General features: G+C 67.5%; 16 protein-coding genes. 8 read left to right on the top strand and 8 right to left on the bottom strand.

Annotation, left to right across the window (positions count from 1 at the left end; genetic code table 11):
- Nucleotides 1-15 precede the first annotated feature (15 nt).
- Entirely contained in the window at nucleotides 16-486 is a 471-nt protein-coding gene (locus AC1DEZ_RS03765; protein WP_476778682.1) for a hypothetical protein, read from the bottom strand.
- A gap of 159 nt (nucleotides 487-645) precedes the next feature.
- Here AC1DEZ_RS03765 and AC1DEZ_RS03760 point away from each other — a divergent pair, with 159 nt between their 5' ends.
- Nucleotides 646-1,038 carry a GFA family protein gene (locus tag AC1DEZ_RS03760; protein WP_441512761.1) on the top strand — a complete coding sequence of 131 codons (393 nt, stop codon included), beginning with the start codon at nucleotides 646-648 and terminating at the stop codon, nucleotides 1,036-1,038.
- A gap of 120 nt (nucleotides 1,039-1,158) precedes the next feature.
- Here AC1DEZ_RS03760 and AC1DEZ_RS03755 read toward each other — a convergent pair whose 3' ends face one another.
- Nucleotides 1,159-1,839 (bottom strand): hypothetical protein, encoded by a 681-nt coding sequence (locus tag AC1DEZ_RS03755; RefSeq protein WP_476778775.1) that lies wholly within the window; start codon nucleotides 1,837-1,839, stop codon nucleotides 1,159-1,161.
- Nucleotides 1,840-2,008: 169 nt separating this feature from the next.
- Nucleotides 2,009-3,094: a Kelch repeat-containing protein gene (locus AC1DEZ_RS03750; protein ID WP_476778681.1), complete on the bottom strand. Its 1,086-nt coding sequence runs from the start codon at nucleotides 3,092-3,094 to the stop codon at nucleotides 2,009-2,011.
- Between the two features lie 153 nt (nucleotides 3,095-3,247).
- Here AC1DEZ_RS03750 and AC1DEZ_RS03745 point away from each other — a divergent pair, with 153 nt between their 5' ends.
- From AC1DEZ_RS03745 to AC1DEZ_RS03735, 3 genes are all read left to right on the top strand, one after another.
- On the top strand, nucleotides 3,248-4,009 hold the full coding sequence (locus tag AC1DEZ_RS03745; protein WP_476778680.1) for an SDR family oxidoreductase: 762 nt from the start codon (nucleotides 3,248-3,250) through the stop codon (nucleotides 4,007-4,009).
- Between the two features lie 142 nt (nucleotides 4,010-4,151).
- Nucleotides 4,152-4,838 carry a cation efflux transmembrane domain-containing protein gene (locus tag AC1DEZ_RS03740; RefSeq protein ID WP_476778679.1) on the top strand — a complete coding sequence of 229 codons (687 nt, stop codon included), beginning with the start codon at nucleotides 4,152-4,154 and terminating at the stop codon, nucleotides 4,836-4,838.
- Nucleotides 4,839-4,874: 36 nt separating this feature from the next.
- Complete coding sequence (locus AC1DEZ_RS03735; protein ID WP_476778678.1) at nucleotides 4,875-6,860, top strand: acetyl/propionyl/methylcrotonyl-CoA carboxylase subunit alpha; 1,986 nt, start codon at nucleotides 4,875-4,877, stop codon at nucleotides 6,858-6,860.
- A 150-nt stretch (nucleotides 6,861-7,010) separates the two neighbouring features.
- Here the strand turns inward: AC1DEZ_RS03735 and AC1DEZ_RS03730 are convergent, their stop codons facing one another.
- A complete protein-coding gene (locus AC1DEZ_RS03730; RefSeq protein ID WP_476778677.1) occupies nucleotides 7,011-7,856 on the bottom strand; it encodes an aminoglycoside phosphotransferase family protein in 846 nt (281 codons plus the stop codon).
- Entirely contained in the window at nucleotides 7,853-8,620 is a 768-nt protein-coding gene (locus AC1DEZ_RS03725) for an SDR family NAD(P)-dependent oxidoreductase (protein ID WP_476778676.1), read from the bottom strand. The genes AC1DEZ_RS03730 and AC1DEZ_RS03725 overlap by 4 nt, the downstream gene beginning before the upstream one ends.
- 33 nt (nucleotides 8,621-8,653) lie before the next feature.
- Between AC1DEZ_RS03725 and AC1DEZ_RS03720 the strand changes: the two genes are divergently transcribed.
- Together AC1DEZ_RS03720 and AC1DEZ_RS03715 are read left to right on the top strand one after the other, a co-directional pair.
- Nucleotides 8,654-9,010 (top strand): VOC family protein, encoded by a 357-nt coding sequence (locus AC1DEZ_RS03720; protein WP_476778675.1) that lies wholly within the window; start codon nucleotides 8,654-8,656, stop codon nucleotides 9,008-9,010.
- 65 nt (nucleotides 9,011-9,075) lie between these two features.
- Nucleotides 9,076-9,513 (top strand): DUF1489 family protein, encoded by a 438-nt coding sequence (locus AC1DEZ_RS03715; protein WP_441512752.1) that lies wholly within the window; start codon nucleotides 9,076-9,078, stop codon nucleotides 9,511-9,513.
- Between the two features lie 9 nt (nucleotides 9,514-9,522).
- Here AC1DEZ_RS03715 and AC1DEZ_RS03710 read toward each other — a convergent pair whose 3' ends face one another.
- Together AC1DEZ_RS03710 and panC are read right to left on the bottom strand one after the other, a co-directional pair.
- Nucleotides 9,523-10,617: a linear amide C-N hydrolase gene (locus tag AC1DEZ_RS03710; RefSeq protein ID WP_476778674.1), complete on the bottom strand. Its 1,095-nt coding sequence runs from the start codon at nucleotides 10,615-10,617 to the stop codon at nucleotides 9,523-9,525.
- Nucleotides 10,618-10,734: 117 nt separating this feature from the next.
- Nucleotides 10,735-11,583, bottom strand: a complete 849-nt coding sequence (panC, locus tag AC1DEZ_RS03705; protein WP_476778673.1) for a pantoate--beta-alanine ligase — start codon at nucleotides 11,581-11,583, stop codon at nucleotides 10,735-10,737.
- A gap of 248 nt (nucleotides 11,584-11,831) precedes the next feature.
- Here panC and AC1DEZ_RS03700 point away from each other — a divergent pair, with 248 nt between their 5' ends.
- Nucleotides 11,832-12,572, top strand: a complete 741-nt coding sequence (locus AC1DEZ_RS03700; RefSeq protein ID WP_441512749.1) for a VWA domain-containing protein — start codon at nucleotides 11,832-11,834, stop codon at nucleotides 12,570-12,572.
- Nucleotides 12,569-13,288, top strand: a complete 720-nt coding sequence (locus AC1DEZ_RS03695) for a DnaJ domain-containing protein (RefSeq protein WP_476778672.1) — start codon at nucleotides 12,569-12,571, stop codon at nucleotides 13,286-13,288. Before AC1DEZ_RS03700 ends, AC1DEZ_RS03695 begins: the two co-directional genes overlap by 4 nt.
- A 157-nt stretch (nucleotides 13,289-13,445) precedes the next feature.
- On the opposite strand, the gene AC1DEZ_RS03690 is transcribed toward AC1DEZ_RS03695, so the two are convergent.
- Nucleotides 13,446-15,101, bottom strand: a complete 1,656-nt coding sequence (locus AC1DEZ_RS03690; protein ID WP_476778671.1) for an SPOR domain-containing protein — start codon at nucleotides 15,099-15,101, stop codon at nucleotides 13,446-13,448.
- Between the last annotated feature and the right edge of the window lie 270 nt (nucleotides 15,102-15,371).

The following is a 15,371-nucleotide window of genomic DNA, read 5'->3' as shown; positions in this document are numbered from 1 at the left end:
GGGGCGCAGCCCGCCTCAGCGCAATTCGATCTTCGTGACCTCGTAGACGGCGCGCGCGCCGCGCTTGTCACCGGGGGCGACGAGGCGCCAACCGCCGTCGAGCGGCCTGCCGTCCACGGCAGTGACAAGGATTAAGGGCAGGCCGCCGAAATCGGGATGGATCTCGCCGATCGAGAAGGCGATCTGATAGCCGTCCTTGGCACTCACGAGGAACGTCTTCCTCAACTGGTCGGCGGGCTTGAGGCCGTCGAGTGCCTTGTTCGCCTGCAGCACATCCCAGAACAGCACGCCGTTGTAGCGATGCGTCGCCGGCCCCTTCGAGGTTTCGAACGTCACGTCGCGTTCCACGGCCGGCAGGCTGGCGAGGGATCCCGGCGAGAGCCGGATCGCAGCCGCTCCGATACCCGCGAGTTCGAGGACGGGCTCCTGGGCGCGCGCGAGCGGAGCCGTCAGTATGACGAGCAGGATCAGCAGGGTGCGGAGCAAGGCGGGTGGCCTCCTTGGAATATCGACAGCATGAGGGCATCGTTTGACACGCCTGTCGATAGCTGTCGCTTCCGGCGCTAAGGGCTGGCGCGAGCTGCACCAACGCTCGACGATGCTGATCATCGGCATCTGGATCATCTGATTTCGTGGAGGCGCGGCATGGACCGATTCACCGCTAGTTGCCGCTGCGGAGACGTTCGCATCGTGGCCTCGGGGCGCCCCTATCGGGTCGGCATTTGTCACTGCCTCGATTGCCGCAAACATCACGGAGCGCTGTTTCACGCTTCCGCGGTGTTCCCTCAGGAGGCGGTGACGATTGCCGGCGAGACCCGCGATTATGCCGGGCGGTTCTTCTGTCCCCGCTGCGGCTCGCCGGTTTTCGCCCGCAGCGGCGATGAAGTCGAGGTGAACCTGGGATCCCTCGATGCCCCCGACCAACTGGTGCCGACCTACGAGCTCTGGACCGTCCGCCGCGAATCCTGGCTGCCGCCGTTTCCATTCAAGCGACGATATGAGCGCGATCGGGATGCTACGGGCCGCTACGAGGAATAGCGAGCGCGCTGTGAGGCGACCGGGCGATGCGCGGCCCGGAAGGCGCCGAATTCCGCGGTGCCGTCCGCGCGACGGCACCGATCGTCGGTGGTGACCCTCGTCGGTCGCTGCGTGATCGCGTCAGTTCGTCGCGAAGCAGTAAAAGCGGCCGGCGCCGCCCGTGCTTTTCAGGGCATCCTGGCTGCAGCCGCCGCGCGAGAGATGCGCCATGTTCCAGGATTTCGCAGGCGGCGATTGATCGAGCCCGGTGCGGTCATGGTGACCCATCATCACCGCTCCTTCCGTGCCGCTCCTGGTGTAGTTGCCGCAGGTGCGGTCCTCGCCCGGACCGAATGCCGTGCCGTCGGCCTGCGAGCCCGTCAGCATATCGTGCTCATTGGGCCTGTCGCCGATGCCGTTTACGATTTCGCCTTTCTCAGTCAGCGCGGTCTGCTTGGTGAGATTCGCTGCAGCACCATGCAGATCAGCAACGCTGGTGGCGATGACCGCTCCCTTGGCATTGCGCCAGGGACCGGCGCCGATGCGATCACGCGCATTGACGGCAGCCGCACCAGCACTCGCCTGCGTCGACAAATAAGCTCGCCAAGTCTTGCCGCCGGCGCCAACCGCCTGGGCGAGGCGCTGGCAAGTCGCGTCCGCACCTGCGAGGCCGCCGAGGTCGGCCCCCTTGCCGGACCCCGCACTGGTGACGAAAAAACTCATCTCTGCTGTCTGGGCTTTAGCCACACCGCCGGCCAGTGCCAGCAGCCCGACGGCCGCGGCAAGCGTAACGCATCTTGTGCCCATGGTTGGTCCTCCCATCGTCTTCCGTGCTGTTGGATACGTGGTCGTCCGGTTGCTCCTCCAAATCCGCGGCCGGTCCAAGATTAATTTAACATGACTGCAATCCGAGAGAGGAACCGCCGCCGAATTCTGCTTCGCCAACGACCCACGGTGCCGTTCGGGCCGGGTTCGCCTCGCTTGCGGGGCTTCAGCCCAGCGCGAAGGCTTCGTGCACGGCGCTCTGTACGCCGCCGCCCATGATCGGGCCGCCGCCGGCAACGTGGATCGCATCGCCCACCACCGCCGCGCCGAGGCCATGGCGGGGCGTCAGCATCGGCGCGTACTGCTCCCAGCTGTCCGCCGCAGGATCATACGCTTCCATTTGGCCGAAGACGCGGTTGGTGCCTTCGCCGCCCATCACGAAGACCTTGCCGCGATAGAGCACGGCGCCGTGGCCGGAGCGGGCGGTCGGCAGGGGCGAGCGCATCGCCCATTTGTCCGTCGTCGGATCATAGGCGTGGTGCAGGTTCGAGTTGGTGTGGAAGGAATCGACGCGCCCGCCGATCACGTGGATCAGGTTGCCGATAGCGAGCGTGCCGGTGTGGTCGCGCGCCGTGGGCATGGGCGTGCGCCTATCCCACCGGTCGGTTTTCGGTTCGTAGGTCAGGTGCCAGTCGATCGATTTCTTGGTGTCGAAGGCGTCGCCGATGGCGCCGCCGATGACGTGGAGGCGGCCGTTCAGCCCGACGACGGCGGCCGAGCCGACCGCGGCCGGTAACGAGGCGATCTCGGCCCAGCGATCGGTCTTCGGATCATAGACGAAGCAGCGCGGATGCGGCTTGCGGTTCTGCTCGAGGAAGCCGCAGATGGCGTAGAGCTTGCCGTCGAGGAAGGCGACGCCGACATGGTTGGCGCCGAGCGGGAGTGGCGCGGCGTCGCTCCAGCGATCGGACATCGCCTCATAGACATGGTGATAGCGCCGGTCGACCCGCTGCTCGGCGTAGCCGCCGACGATATGCATCTTGTCCTCGAAGGCCGTTGCCCAGGCCATCTCGGAGCGCGGCAGCGGCAGCGGCGACTTCGGGCTCCAGCGGCCGGGCGAGGCGGCTTTCGGTGCCGGCGAGTCGAAGACGTTCTGCGCGGCGGCAAGCGCGGGCTTCTCGATCCGCCCGGGCTGGGTGAGCCGCTCGTATTGCGGGCCGTGGTGCTCATGACCCGGCTGCTGGGCGAGCGCCGGCCCGGCGAGCGCGGCGGCGCCAGCAGCCAGCAGATGGCGGCGGTTCAGGCTGGTCATCGCGTCGTCCTCCCGACTACAACGATAAGGCAGAGCCGGCGGGCGGCAAGCGCATGCAACGCGAATGGCTGCGCAGTTCCCCCGAGCCGTCGCCGTCGCTATGGTCGTGCGCCATATCAAACGATTTAGGCCGCAGGAAACACGAGGAAGCGCATGTCTGGGCATAACAAGGTCGCGATGATCACCGGAGCTGGCTCGGGCGTGGGGCGGTCGGTCGCCATCGCCTTCCTGAAGGACGGCTACCGCACCGTGCTGGCCGGGCGCCGGGTCGATGCGCTGGAGGAGACGATCGCGCTCTCCGGCGTCGACAAGGGCCGCGCACTGGCGGTCTCGACCGATGTGACCGACAAGGCCTCGGTCGAGAGCTTGTTCAAGAAGACGAAGGAGGCCTTCGGCCGGGTCGACGTTCTCTTCAACAATGCCGGCGTCAATGCGCCGGGCGGGGTCCTGCTGGAGGACCTCTCGCTGGAGGACTGGCAGAAGGTGGTGGATACCAACCTGACCGGCCCCTTCCTATGCACCCAGGCCGCCTTCAATGCGATGAAGAGCCAGGAGCCGCGCGGCGGGCGCATCATCAATAACGGCTCGATCTCGGCCCAGGTGCCGCGGCCGAACTCGGCCGCCTATACGGCGACGAAGCATGCGATCTCGGGCCTGACCAAGACGGCCTCGCTCGATGGGCGCAAATACGACATCGCGGTCGGCCAGGTCGATATCGGCAATGCGCTGACCGACATGGCCAAGAAGATGACGACCGGCGTGCCGCAGGCCGACGGCTCGGTTAAGGTCGAGCCGGTGATGGATGTCGACCACGTCGCCACCACGGTGCTGCATATGGCCGGACTGCCTCTCGACGCGAACATCCTCTTCGTCACGGTGATGGCGACCAAGGCGCCGCTCGTCGGGCGTGGGTGATCGGGCAGCTCCGTCATGCCCGGGCTTGACCCGGGCATCTCGTCCAGATGGATGATGAGATTCTCGGGGCTCCGCGGAGTTTATCCTTGGGCTGACCAAAGGTCGGACCCAGGCGCTGCGCCCGAGAGTGACGGGAGGCCGCATGGCGGCGATCGAGAATGCTCCTGATGCGATTATGGACTCGGTGACCGGTCCCACCGTGGCTCGCGCCTATACGCTGACCATCTGGGGCATCGCGCTCGGCATCCTGGTTCAGGCGGTGGCGACTGTCGTCTGGGCGCTCGCCATCGGCAATGCCCAACTGTTCAAGGACGGCGTCGACTGGGTCTACGATGTCGCGCTTTACGGCATCGCCGCTCTGGTCTTCGGCCGGGACGCACGGGCCGAGCGACTGGCGGCCATCGCGATCGGCGCCGTCATGGCTGTCGCCGGGTTGCACACCCTCTACGATCTCTGGGACAAGATTGTCCGCCCGCGACCGATCGAGGTCTGGACGCTCGGCTTCGCGGCGGCGAGCGCCATCGTCATCGCGCTCATCGTCATTGCCGTGCTCTGGCGGTTCCGCCGCGAGGACAATCCGGTGATCAAGGCGACCTGGCTGTCGAGCCGCAACGATGCGATCTCGACGACCGGCTTCGCGCTGGTGGGGCTTGCGGCGCGCGTCGCGCCGGTGCGCTGGCCGGAATATCTGTTCGATCTCGTCGTCGCAGGGATCTGCTTCCAGGCGACATGGGCGATCTGGCGCTCGCTGCGGCGGCGCGCGGGGTCGGAAGCGGCCCAGCCCGGTTTGCACAACAAGGCGCAGACAGAAGCGGCGGGCGGGCTATAAAGGCGAAAAGCCAAGGATGCTGCCGAGGACGCTTCCATGACGATCGCCGCCAAGCTGCCCTCCATCCTGATCGCCAATCGCGGCGAGATCGCCTGCCGGGTGATCCGCACCGCGCAGCGGCTGGGCCTGCGCACCATCGCAGTCTACTCGGATGCCGATGCCGAGGCGCTGTTCGTGCAGATGGCTGATGAGGCCTACCATATCGGCCCGGCCCCGGCCCGCGAGAGCTATCTCGACGCGGCCAAGATTCTCGCGGTGGCGAAGGAGGCCGGCGCTGCCTGCATTCATCCCGGCTATGGCTTCCTTTCGGAGAATGCCGATTTCGCGGATGCCTGTGCCAAGGCCGGTATCGTCTTCGTCGGCCCGCCCGCCTCCGCAATCCGGGCGATGGGATTGAAGGACGCCGCCAAGGCGCTGGTCGAGAAGGCCGAGGTGCCGGTCGTGCCGGGCTATCACGGCGCCGAGCAGGATGCCGGGTTTCTGGCGAAGGAGGCCGAGCGCATCGGCTATCCCGTGCTGATCAAGGCGGTCGCCGGCGGCGGCGGCAAGGGCATGAAGAAAGTCGAGCGGGCGCAGGACTTTGCGGACGCGCTGACAAGCGCCCAGCGCGAGGGCAAGAATGCCTTCGGCGATGCGCGCGTGCTGGTCGAGAAATATGTGCTCTCGCCGCGCCATGTCGAAATCCAGGTCTTCGGCGACAGCCACGGCAATGTCGTCCACCTCTATGAGCGCGACTGCTCGCTGCAGCGTCGCCACCAGAAGGTGATCGAGGAAGCGCCGGCGCCCGGCATGACGGACGAGGTACGTGCCGCGATGGGCAAGGCGGCGACGGAGGCGGCGAGGGCGGTCGGCTACGTCGGAGCCGGAACCGTCGAGTTCATTGCCGATGGCCGCGACGGGCTCCGGGCCGACCGCTTCTATTTCATGGAAATGAACACGCGGCTTCAGGTCGAGCATCCCGTCACGGAGGCGATCACCGGGCTCGATCTGGTCGAGTTGCAGCTCAAGGTCGCGGCGGGCGAGCCGCTCGGCTTCACGCAGGCCGATGTGAAGGCGACCGGCCATGCCGTTGAGGCGCGGCTCTATGCGGAGGACCCGGAGAAGCGCTTCCTGCCCTCGACCGGCAAGCTCTGGGCGCTGCAATTCCCCGATGGCGAGGGCATCCGCATCGACACCGGCGTCGAGGCCGGCGATACGGTGACGCCGTTCTACGACCCGATGATCGCCAAGGTGATCGCCCATGGCGCGACCCGCGACGAGGCGCTCGACCGGCTCGGTGCGGCGCTGGGCGAGACGATCGTTGCCGGTCCGCGCACCAATCTCGCATTCCTGAAGAAACTGACCGAGGCCGACGGCTTCCGGGCCGGGCCGTTCGATACCGGCTTCATCGACCGCAACATCAGCGCGCTCGGCGCCGAACCGCAGCCGCTCGACGCGGCGGCGGTGGCGGCGGCTGCCCTGCAACTCGAGGAGGAGCGGCAGGAGGCCGGCATGATCGAGGCGGCCGGACGGGCGGAGGGCGAGTCACGCTCGCCCTGGCTTGACCCGGACGCCTTCTCGCTGATGCCGCGCCAGCCGCTGGGGCTGCCCTTGCTCGTCGATGGCGAGCGCATCGAAGCGCAGATCGAATGGCATGGCGAGGACGCTCGCGTCAGCCTGCCGGGCCACGAGATCGGCGAAGGCGAGCACGAGATCGCGCTGGCCGAAGGCGAGGGCGGTACGTGGTTTGCGCTGCATCGCGGCCGCCAGACGGCGGTGTCCCTGTTCGATCCCTTCAAGGTCGATCTCGAGGCGGCCGCCGGTTCGGGCGGCGTGGTCAAGGCGCCGATGCATGGCAAGCTGGTGGCTCTCTTCGTGGCGCCCGGCGAGGCGGTGACCAAGGGCCAGCGGCTCGCCATCGTCGAGGCGATGAAGATGGAGCATGTGCTGACCGCGCCGCGCGACGGCACCGTCAGCGAAGTCGCAGGCGAGCCCGGTGCGCAGGTGGCAGAAGGTGCCAAGGTGGTTGTGATCGGTGAATAGCTGAATCGGCGGAATCGCTTGCGGGCGATTGCTTCGATTCTGATTCAGGCGGTTCCCGTCATGGTCGGGCTTGTCCCGACCATCGACGTCTTGGTCGATGCCGTGCGGTGAAGACGTGGATGCTCGCCTCAAGGGCGAGCATGACGGCCCTCAGCCGTCCAACGCCGCGATCGCTCGTTTCGCAACGGCGAGATTGACCTCCGCCAGCGGGTCGCCATCCGCCATGAACCAACTGGCCGACAGCCCGCACCAGGCGACGATCCAGCGTAGCAGCCGCTTTCGCACCAGCCCGGATTTCGCCAGCACGATCTCCAGCCGCCGCTCGAAGATGCCGGGCGCGACGGCGACCGGCGGCTCGGGATCGGCGAGGTCGGGGTCGCAGAACAGGATGGTGTATTCGAAAGCGCGGTCGCCGATCACCGATTTCGGGTCGATAGCGAGCCAGCCGCGGCCTTCGAAATCGAGGACGTTGTCGTGATGCAGATCGGCATGGAGCGGCAGGATTTCCCGCTGGGCAGGCAGGAGCGCGCTTGCCTCCGCAGCGGCCCGAGCAAGCAGGCCGCCATGCCGCGCCGCCGCCGGAAAGAGGTCCTTGAACCAGATGTCGAGCGGGATCAGCCCCGCGGGGGCCGCGCCGCGCGGTTTTTGCAAGGCGGCGATGGCGTCGCAGAGGATGGCGGTGGCCTCGTCATCGCCCTTCGCGCCGCTGCGGGCCATGGCGGCGAGCGAGCGCCGGCCCGTGGCGCGCTCGATCAGCATCGCCCCGCCATTCTCGCTGCGCGCGAGGAGACGGGCAGCGCCGTCACCGCTCCAAAATTCCAGCGGCAGGTAACCGCGGCGCTCGTCCTCGCAGGCCGGCAGCTTCAGCATGGCCGGCGCGCTGTCTTGCAGGACGGGCAGGAGCAGGCTGCCGCGCGTCGCGATTGGCGCGCCATCCGGGACAAGCTCCCAGCGTGTGAGCCAGGGCTCGAACGAGCTTGGAGAAATCGCGTTCATCCGCGGCCGATGATCGGGAACTGCTCGGCTTCGTAGATCTGGCCGGATACCGGCGCGCTGTCGTCCGACAGCCAGAAGGCGGTATGGGAGGCGATTTCCTCCGGCTGCATGATGCGGCCGGTCGGCGCGTCGCGCAGCGGCAGATGGTTCTGCCAGCCGGGCTTTCGTCCCTCGCGCTGCTGCGTCGCGTCCTCGTTGGCGGTCCAGGTCCAGCCGACATTGAGCTGGTTGGCGCGGATGCGCTCCGGGCCGAGCGTGTTGGCGAGATTGCGCGTCATCGTCATCAGCGCGCCCTTCGACATCGAATAGACGGTCAGATTCGACAGCCCGCAATAGGCGTTGATCGAGCCGACGGTGACGATGGCGCCCGGCGACTTCTGGGCCCGGAAGGCGTGGATCGCGGCCTCGGCGCAGAGCAGCGGCGCCCGCGTGTTGATCGCGAACATATGGTCGAAGAAGGCGGCGGTGGTCTCGCCGAGGATGCCGCGCGGATAGATGCCGGCATTGTTGACGAGCCCGTCGATGCGGCCGAAGGCGCCGACCGTGGCATCGACGATGGCCTGTGCCGTGGCAGGCTCGGCGAGGTCGCCGGTGATGCCGCTGGCGGCGGCGCCGAGCCGGGCGACCGCCGCGTCGACTTCGGCCCGGTCTCGGCCATGAATCAGTACCTTTGCCCCCTCGGCAATGAGGCGCTCGGCCATCGCATAGCCGATGCCGGTGGAGGAACCGGTGATGAGGATGGCCTTGCCTGCAAGTCCGCGCATGATGATCGTCCGTAGCCTGTCGAGGGAAAGAGCATGACGGTGAAGCGTATCGTGGCGAACATGCTAACCGCCGAGCCGGCGCTGGCAAAACCCTTCTACGGCAGCATTTTTGACATGCACCCCGTCATGGACCACGGCTGGATACAGACCTATGCGGCAGGCGGCGACCCCGCCGGGCCGCAGCTCAGCTTCGCCAGCGAGGGCGGCTCGGGCGCGCCGGTCCCGGACCTGTCGATCGAGGTCGATGACCTCGACGAGGTTCTGCGCAAGGTGGAGGCGGCCGGGCTGCCGATCGAATACGGTCCTGTCGACGAGCCGTGGGGCGTGCGCCGCTTCTTCTTGCGTGACCCGTTCGGACGGCTGGTCAATGTGCTGGCGCATCGCGGCTGAGGCGATCTGTGGAGAAGGGCCGGGGAGGCTGGCCGGCGGGCGCTTCGAGGCCTATTTTACCGGCCATGTCCCTTCACCTGCTCAAGCTCTGCGTCGGCGCGGAATCGATCGGCGACCTCGAAGAGTGGATCGCCGAACGCCAGGCGCAGCGGCGTGCCCGTGGCGAGCCGGCCGAACAATTGCACACCACACGCATGGTGCCGAAGAAGGTCGAGGAAATCCTCGATGGCGGCTCGCTCTACTGGGTGATCAAGGGGCAGATCTCGGCGCGCCAGCGCCTGACCGATATCCGGCCCTTCACCGACGCCGAGGGTATCGGGCGCTGCCATCTCGTCATGGAGCCCGTGGTGGTTCCGGTCGAGCCACGCCCGTTCCGCCCGTTCCAGGGCTGGCGCTATCTCCAGCCCAAGGACGCGCCGCGCGATCTCTCCGAGCATGGCGGCGATCTCGGCGAGATGCCGGAGGAATTGCGGCGGGAACTCGCGGGGCTCGGGTTGCTGTAGGCGACCGGCTCAGCCTTTCAGGCCGAGGAAGGCGAAGGGCTTGGCCGGGACGAAGCTCCCGGTCGCGTCGCCCGCATAGGTGTGGTCCTGGTCCTTGCCGAGATCGAGCTTGCGGGTGCCGCCCGCAGTCGAGAAGTCGATCTTCTCGAGGTCCACCCAGAAGGTGTTCGGCGTCAGCGCCGACTCGAAGAAATACAGTTTGCGGGCATGGTCGAAGACCGTGCGCCAGCGCGTCGAGGAGATGTTCGGCTGGTCGGGCGTCGTCAGCCCATAGGGCACCGAGACGTTGCGGAGCACGCTGAAGACGCTGGCAACGGCGCGGTTCGGATCGGGGTCCTTCGGGATCGCGTTCGCGTAGAACGCGGCGCGGACGAAACGATCGGAGGCGCGGTTGGTGCCGGGCAGCATCACGGTGCCGCCGATCTGCTTCCAGTATTCGGCGAGCGCGAGCTGCTTCTCGAAGATCGGCGAGTTGGTCATGACCTGATAGGCGCGGTCATGATGGATGACCTGCCTGCCGCCGACATACTCGATGATGGCGCTGTCACCGCTGGAGTCGGAGAGCGAGAGATGCACGGTGGCGAGACGATTCTCGCCCGGCATCATGTCGGTGACGAGGGTGAAAGGTTCCTCGCGCAGCGCGGTGACCGCCTCGCTCACCGTGGCGAAGTTGTCGAGCACGTATTGCGCCCAGAGTGAGATGCTCAGCCCCGGCTTCGAGGCGGCCTCGAACTTCGGATATTCGGATTCGACCAGCCAGAGCAGATTGGCCGAGAGCCCGGCCTCGTTGACGCCGTCGCTGCTGGAGATGTCGTAGGCGGAGGCGATCACGCTGCCATATTTCGCCGTCCAGCGCACTGTGTTGGCGCCGGTCTCGCCGGTGCGCTCGACGCCGCGCGGCAGGATCCAGAGATTGGTGGCGATGTCGCTCTTCCAGTCCATCGAGCGCGCTGTGACGACGCTGCCATTCGCTCCGAAATAGACGAAGCGCGTGCAGGCCTGGACAGCCGTGTCGGCGAGCAGCGCGCAGGCGAGAAGTATGGCGGCGCCCCGGCGCAGGAACGCGTTTCGGCCGCGCGCTGCGCTACCCGATGCATGGATCATCCACCGCTCTCCTCTGGCTCTGGCGCTTTCAGCATGCCGACCGCTAACCAGACGGCTGCCCGGATACGGCCAGCGTAGCGTTTCCGTTTGGCGCCGCAATCACAGCGGCGGCGGCGTTCAGACCGGAATGTTGTCGATCAGGCGTGTGCCGCCGATGCGGGCGGCGAGCAGCAAGCGGATCGGCCCATCCGCCAGCCCGGTAATCGGGGCCAGCGTCTCGGCGTGGCGGGCTTCGAGATAGTCGAGTTCGAAGCCGGCGGTGATGATCTCGTTCTGCGCGTCGGCGACCGCCCGGAACAGCGGATCCTCGTTGCGGATGCGCGCGGCAAGGACCTGCATCACGCGGTGGAGGACCGGCGCCAACGCCCGATGCTCGGGCGAGAGGTAGCGGTTGCGCGAGGACATGGCGAGGCCGTCCGCCTCGCGGAATGTCGCGAGAGGAACGACGGTGATGCCGAGATCGAGATCACCAGCCATCCGCGTGACGACCTTGAGCTGCTGATAGTCCTTCTCGCCGAAGATCGCGCAATCGGCGCGGGACTGCGTGAAGAGCTTGCAGCAGATTGTCGCGACGCCCTCGAAATGCGTCGGGCGGAAGCGGTCTTCGAGGCCGACGGCGGCTGGGCCCAGCAACAGCACCCGCGTGGCGAAGCCCGCCGGATACATCTCTTCGACCGAAGGGAAGAAGACGGCATCGGCGCCGGCAGCGAGGAGCTTGGCGCAGTCGTCGTCGAAGGTGCGCGGGTACTTCTTGAAATCCTCGTGCGGAGCGAACTGGGTCGGGTTGACGAAGATCGAGACGATCACCCGCTTCGCGTGGCGTTGGCCTTCGGTGACCAGCGCGATGTGGCCCGCATGCAGCGCGCCCATGGTCGGCACCAGCGCGACCTTTTCGCCGGCCGCGTGCCAGCCGGCGACGGCTTCGCGCATCGCCGCGACCGTCTCGAAAACCGTGATCCCAGCCATGGACTTCTCTTTCTCGTCTGCGTCGATCTTCGCAGCCCTCATCCTGAGGAGCCGCGTAGCGGCCTCTCGAGGATGCCCCAGGAGGTTCCGGAACCGTCTGAAGCACCTTTCGAGACGCGGACTTCGTCCGCTCCTCAGGATGAAGCCTGAGAGGAACAGGCCGATCTCCGTCCGGGACGGGTAGCAAATCCGGTGTCGATGGCCAATATCAGAACCAACGAGAACGATTCCGTCGGATCGATGGGTTGATGAGCGACAAGAACGATCGCGCTGTCGGCAAGGCCGCCGCGACCACGCCGACAGGGCATTCGCAGCCAGGCGAAATCGACCGCTTCCTCGGAGCGGCGAAGCGGCTGGCGCCGCTGGCAACGGGGCAGGCCGGACGGCTGGTCTTCGCGCTCGATGCCACGATGAGCCGCCAGCCGAGCTGGGATCTCGCCTGTTCGCTGCAGGCGCGGATGTTCGAGGTCGCCGGGCAGAGCGGGGGGCTCGCGGTCCAGCTCGTCTATTTCCGGGGTATCGGCGAATGCCGCGCCTCGGGATGGGTCGGCGAGCCCGAACGGCTGACCGGATTGATGCGCAGGATCGCCTGCGAGGGCGGGCAGACGCAGATTGCCCGCGTTCTGCGCCATGTCCGCGACGAGGCGGCAAAGGTGCCGTTGCGCGCTTTCGTCTTTGTCGGCGACGCAATGGAAGAGGATGTCGATGCGCTGGGGGCGCTGGCGGGCGAGCTCGGCCTGCGCGGCATCCGCGGCTTCGTTTTCCAGGAGGGGGGCGATCCCGCCGCGAGCGCGGCCTTCGCGACGATCGCGCGGCTGACCGGCGGCGCGCATGCGCGCTTCGACGTGACGGCGCCGGCTTCGCTATTGGAACTGCTGCGCGGCGCGGCGGCTTACGCCGCTGGCGGGCGCGAGGCAATGCTGCGGCTCGCCGGATCGAGCCCGGCGGTCAAGGGCCTGCTCGCGGCCATGGACGGAGGGCGCAAGTGAGCCTGCTCTACGGCGTTGCCGTCCTGATCCTGGTCTGGTGGCTGGCGAAGCTGTTCGCCGGGACCAATCCCAAAATGCTTGCGCGGCTGATGAAAACTGTCGGCGGCGTCGCCTCGCTCGGCGTGGCCGGGCTCTTGATGGTGCGCGGACGCCTGGATATGGCGGTCTTTCTCGGCGGCATCGGCGCCTGGCTGCTCGGCTGGAGCGCGACAGGGCCGGGCGGTATCCGTTTTCCCTGGGCCGACCGGTCCGGGCCGAGCCCGGGCGCCAGCTCGAAGGTCGGCTCGGCGCTGCTGGAGATGGAGCTCGACCACGATAGCGGCGCGATGACCGGCAGCGTCAAGGCGGGCGCCTTTGCGGGCCGGCCGCTCGACAGCCTGGGAATGAGCGAGCTCAGCGCGCTGATGCGCGAATGCCTGGCGCGCGATCCCGATGGCACGCGCCTGCTAGAGGCATATCTCGACCGCCGGTCGCCCGGCTGGCGTGAAGACGCTCAGCGTGATCGCGACGCGGGGCAGGGCGGCGCGCCGGGCACGGGCGCGATGACGCAGCAGGAGGCCTACGAGATCCTGGGGCTTCAGCCGGGGGCGAGCGAGGAGGCGGTCCGCGAAGCCCACCGGGCTTTGATGAAGCGCATCCACCCGGATGCCGGGGGCACCAGCGGCCTTGCCGCTCGCGTCAACCAGGCCAAGGACGTCCTTGTGAAGCAGCGATAGCGAAGGGTGCGGGGAGTGCGTCTGCGACATGGCGTGAACTCCTTTCCCTGGCCGGTCAGCCCGCCCTGCGTCCTGACGGACGCAGGTTCGGCGATCTGTCTTTGCGATTGCGCATCGGATTCTCCCGAAAGCCGGATTCCACTTGTCGGTCCGATGCTCAGCTGCGGGTGGCGAAGCAGGAGAAGCCGCCGCGCTTCAGCTGCGCGCAGGCGTTCTGCGCGTCCTTCGGATCTTCAAAGCCGGCGAAGCGGGCGCGGAAAAGGGTGGAGCCGCCCTTCTCGACCTTCTCGGTGAAGGGCGAGGCGCTGGCCAGCGAGCCGGAAGCCTTGGCGCGAGCACGGGCCAGGATCTCCTTGGCCTTACCCTCGTCATCGGTCGCACCGAGCTGGATCACCCATTTTCCGGAGGCCACGACCGCAGCCTGATGAGACATGGCGGGAGCGGGCTCGGGGGCCTGCACCTTCGCCGGCGCGGCTTCTGCCTTGCGGGCCACGCTGGCGGCCGGCGCTTCGGCCTTTGCCTCGGCGACCTTCACCGGCTCGGCGACGGGCTCGGGCGCCCTGGCGATGGAGGAGGTGACGTCGACATTCGCCGGCGGGCGCAGAACCTTGGCGTCGGCCGGCTGGGCGCCGATCGACCAGCGCATCGCTGATGGCGTCGTGGTCGCGGAGACCGGGCGCATGCCGGAGATCTGCAGCGGCTGGCCACCGGCGACGGCGACCGGGCGCGGCGGCGCGATCGGCGTGGTGGTCGGCATCGGGGCATAGGCGCGGGCGGCGGCTGGGAGCGGCTGTTGCTCTTCAGCCTGGGGCTGCTGGCGCGGGCGCGGAACCGGGATAGGCGCCGGCTCGGCAGCGGCCTGCTGGCTGGCGGCAGCGCGCGGGCGCTCCTCCGGCTCAGGTGCCTCGGCGACCATCACCGAGGAACGGCCACTGGTCGCGGCGCGCGGCAGATTGGCCAGCACGAGGTCGGTCATGATCTTGTCGCGCGAAGCACCGGAACGGCCGCCGAGCACGACCGAGACGACGTGCCGGCCTTCAGACTTGGCCGAAGTCATCAGGTTGAAGCCGGAGGCGCGGGTGTAGCCGGTCTTGATGCCGTCGACGCCCTCGACCTTGCCGAGCAGGCGGTTATGGCCGCGGATGGTGCGGCTGCCATACTGGAACGCCCGCGTCGAGAAGAGCGGGTAGTATTTCGGGAAGCGCTCCTGGATGGCGCGGGCGAGAATGGTGAGATCGCGCGCGGTGGTCAGGTTCGGCGGCGAATGCGGCAGGCCGTGCGGGTTGTAGAAGCGCGTCGAGCTCATGCCGAGCGACCGCGCCTTGCGCGTCATCTGCTCGGCGAAAGCCTCTTCGGAGCCGGCGATGTTCTCGGCGACGACGACAGAGGAGTCGTTGGCCGAGAGCGTGATCATGCTCTTGATCACGTCCTCGACCGCAATGGTCGAGCCGGGGCGCAGGCCGAGCTTGGTCGGCGGCTGCGAGGCGGCGTAGGACGAGACCTTCAGCTCGGAATCCATCGAGAAGCGGCCGCGCTCCATCTGCTCGAACAGCATGTAGAGCGTCATGACCTTGGTGAGCGAGGCCGGGATGCGCGCGGCATCCTCGTTGACCGCGTGCAACGTGCGGCCGGTCCTGGCATCGACCACCATCGCCGCGTAGGGCGGCGTGTAGCCGCCGCCTGCCGCATGATGCCGGCGCTTGCGCGCCTCGGCCGGGGAGGAGGCCATCGTGGCCGCGACTGCGGCGATGCCGATCAGCCCGACAACGGCCCGCAGACGCGGCCGCTGAAACACAACGCAACCCAGAACCATGAACTCGCCTCGAACTCACTGTCGTTCCCGTCCCGCGCTCATTTTCGTGGCACGCAGGACACAGTAGGGGGAGGTTAGGAGGATGCGGTTACGGAGCCGTTAAAACTTGAACGGTTGCGACCGGAACGATCTGCGTTTGGCGCAATGCAGCGTCCTGTTGACATTCATGTTGCAATGCACAATATGGCGCCAGTCCCGGTGGTGATCTCTTCATACGACCTTGGGGCGACGCGTAGGGCCGCTTTGGCCCATTCACTCTGAGGCGGCACC

It is taken from the genome of Allobosea sp. 10L422, assembly GCF_056395345.1.
The sequence above is the reverse complement of the archived record's forward strand: the minus strand, read 5'-3'. Positions and strand labels throughout refer to the sequence as shown.

Coding starts and splice junctions, on each gene's coding strand:
- AC1DEZ_RS03760 (WP_441512761.1), top strand. CDS start 646: ATGGACCGATTCACCGCTAGTTGCCGCTGCGGAGACGTTCGCATCGTG.
- AC1DEZ_RS03755 (WP_476778775.1), bottom strand. CDS start 1,839: ATGGGAGGACCAACCATGGGCACAAGATGCGTTACGCTTGCCGCGGCC.
- AC1DEZ_RS03750 (WP_476778681.1), bottom strand. CDS start 3,094: ATGACCAGCCTGAACCGCCGCCATCTGCTGGCTGCTGGCGCCGCCGCG.
- AC1DEZ_RS03745 (WP_476778680.1), top strand. CDS start 3,248: ATGTCTGGGCATAACAAGGTCGCGATGATCACCGGAGCTGGCTCGGGC.
- AC1DEZ_RS03740 (WP_476778679.1), top strand. CDS start 4,152: ATGGCGGCGATCGAGAATGCTCCTGATGCGATTATGGACTCGGTGACC.
- AC1DEZ_RS03735 (WP_476778678.1), top strand. CDS start 4,875: ATGACGATCGCCGCCAAGCTGCCCTCCATCCTGATCGCCAATCGCGGC.
- AC1DEZ_RS03730 (WP_476778677.1), bottom strand. CDS start 7,856: ATGAACGCGATTTCTCCAAGCTCGTTCGAGCCCTGGCTCACACGCTGG.
- AC1DEZ_RS03725 (WP_476778676.1), bottom strand. CDS start 8,620: ATGCGCGGACTTGCAGGCAAGGCCATCCTCATCACCGGTTCCTCCACC.
- AC1DEZ_RS03720 (WP_476778675.1), top strand. CDS start 8,654: ATGACGGTGAAGCGTATCGTGGCGAACATGCTAACCGCCGAGCCGGCG.
- AC1DEZ_RS03715 (WP_441512752.1), top strand. CDS start 9,076: ATGTCCCTTCACCTGCTCAAGCTCTGCGTCGGCGCGGAATCGATCGGC.
- AC1DEZ_RS03710 (WP_476778674.1), bottom strand. CDS start 10,617: ATGATCCATGCATCGGGTAGCGCAGCGCGCGGCCGAAACGCGTTCCTG.
- panC (WP_476778673.1), bottom strand. CDS start 11,583: ATGGCTGGGATCACGGTTTTCGAGACGGTCGCGGCGATGCGCGAAGCC.
- AC1DEZ_RS03700 (WP_441512749.1), top strand. CDS start 11,832: ATGAGCGACAAGAACGATCGCGCTGTCGGCAAGGCCGCCGCGACCACG.
- AC1DEZ_RS03690 (WP_476778671.1), bottom strand. CDS start 15,101: ATGGTTCTGGGTTGCGTTGTGTTTCAGCGGCCGCGTCTGCGGGCCGTT.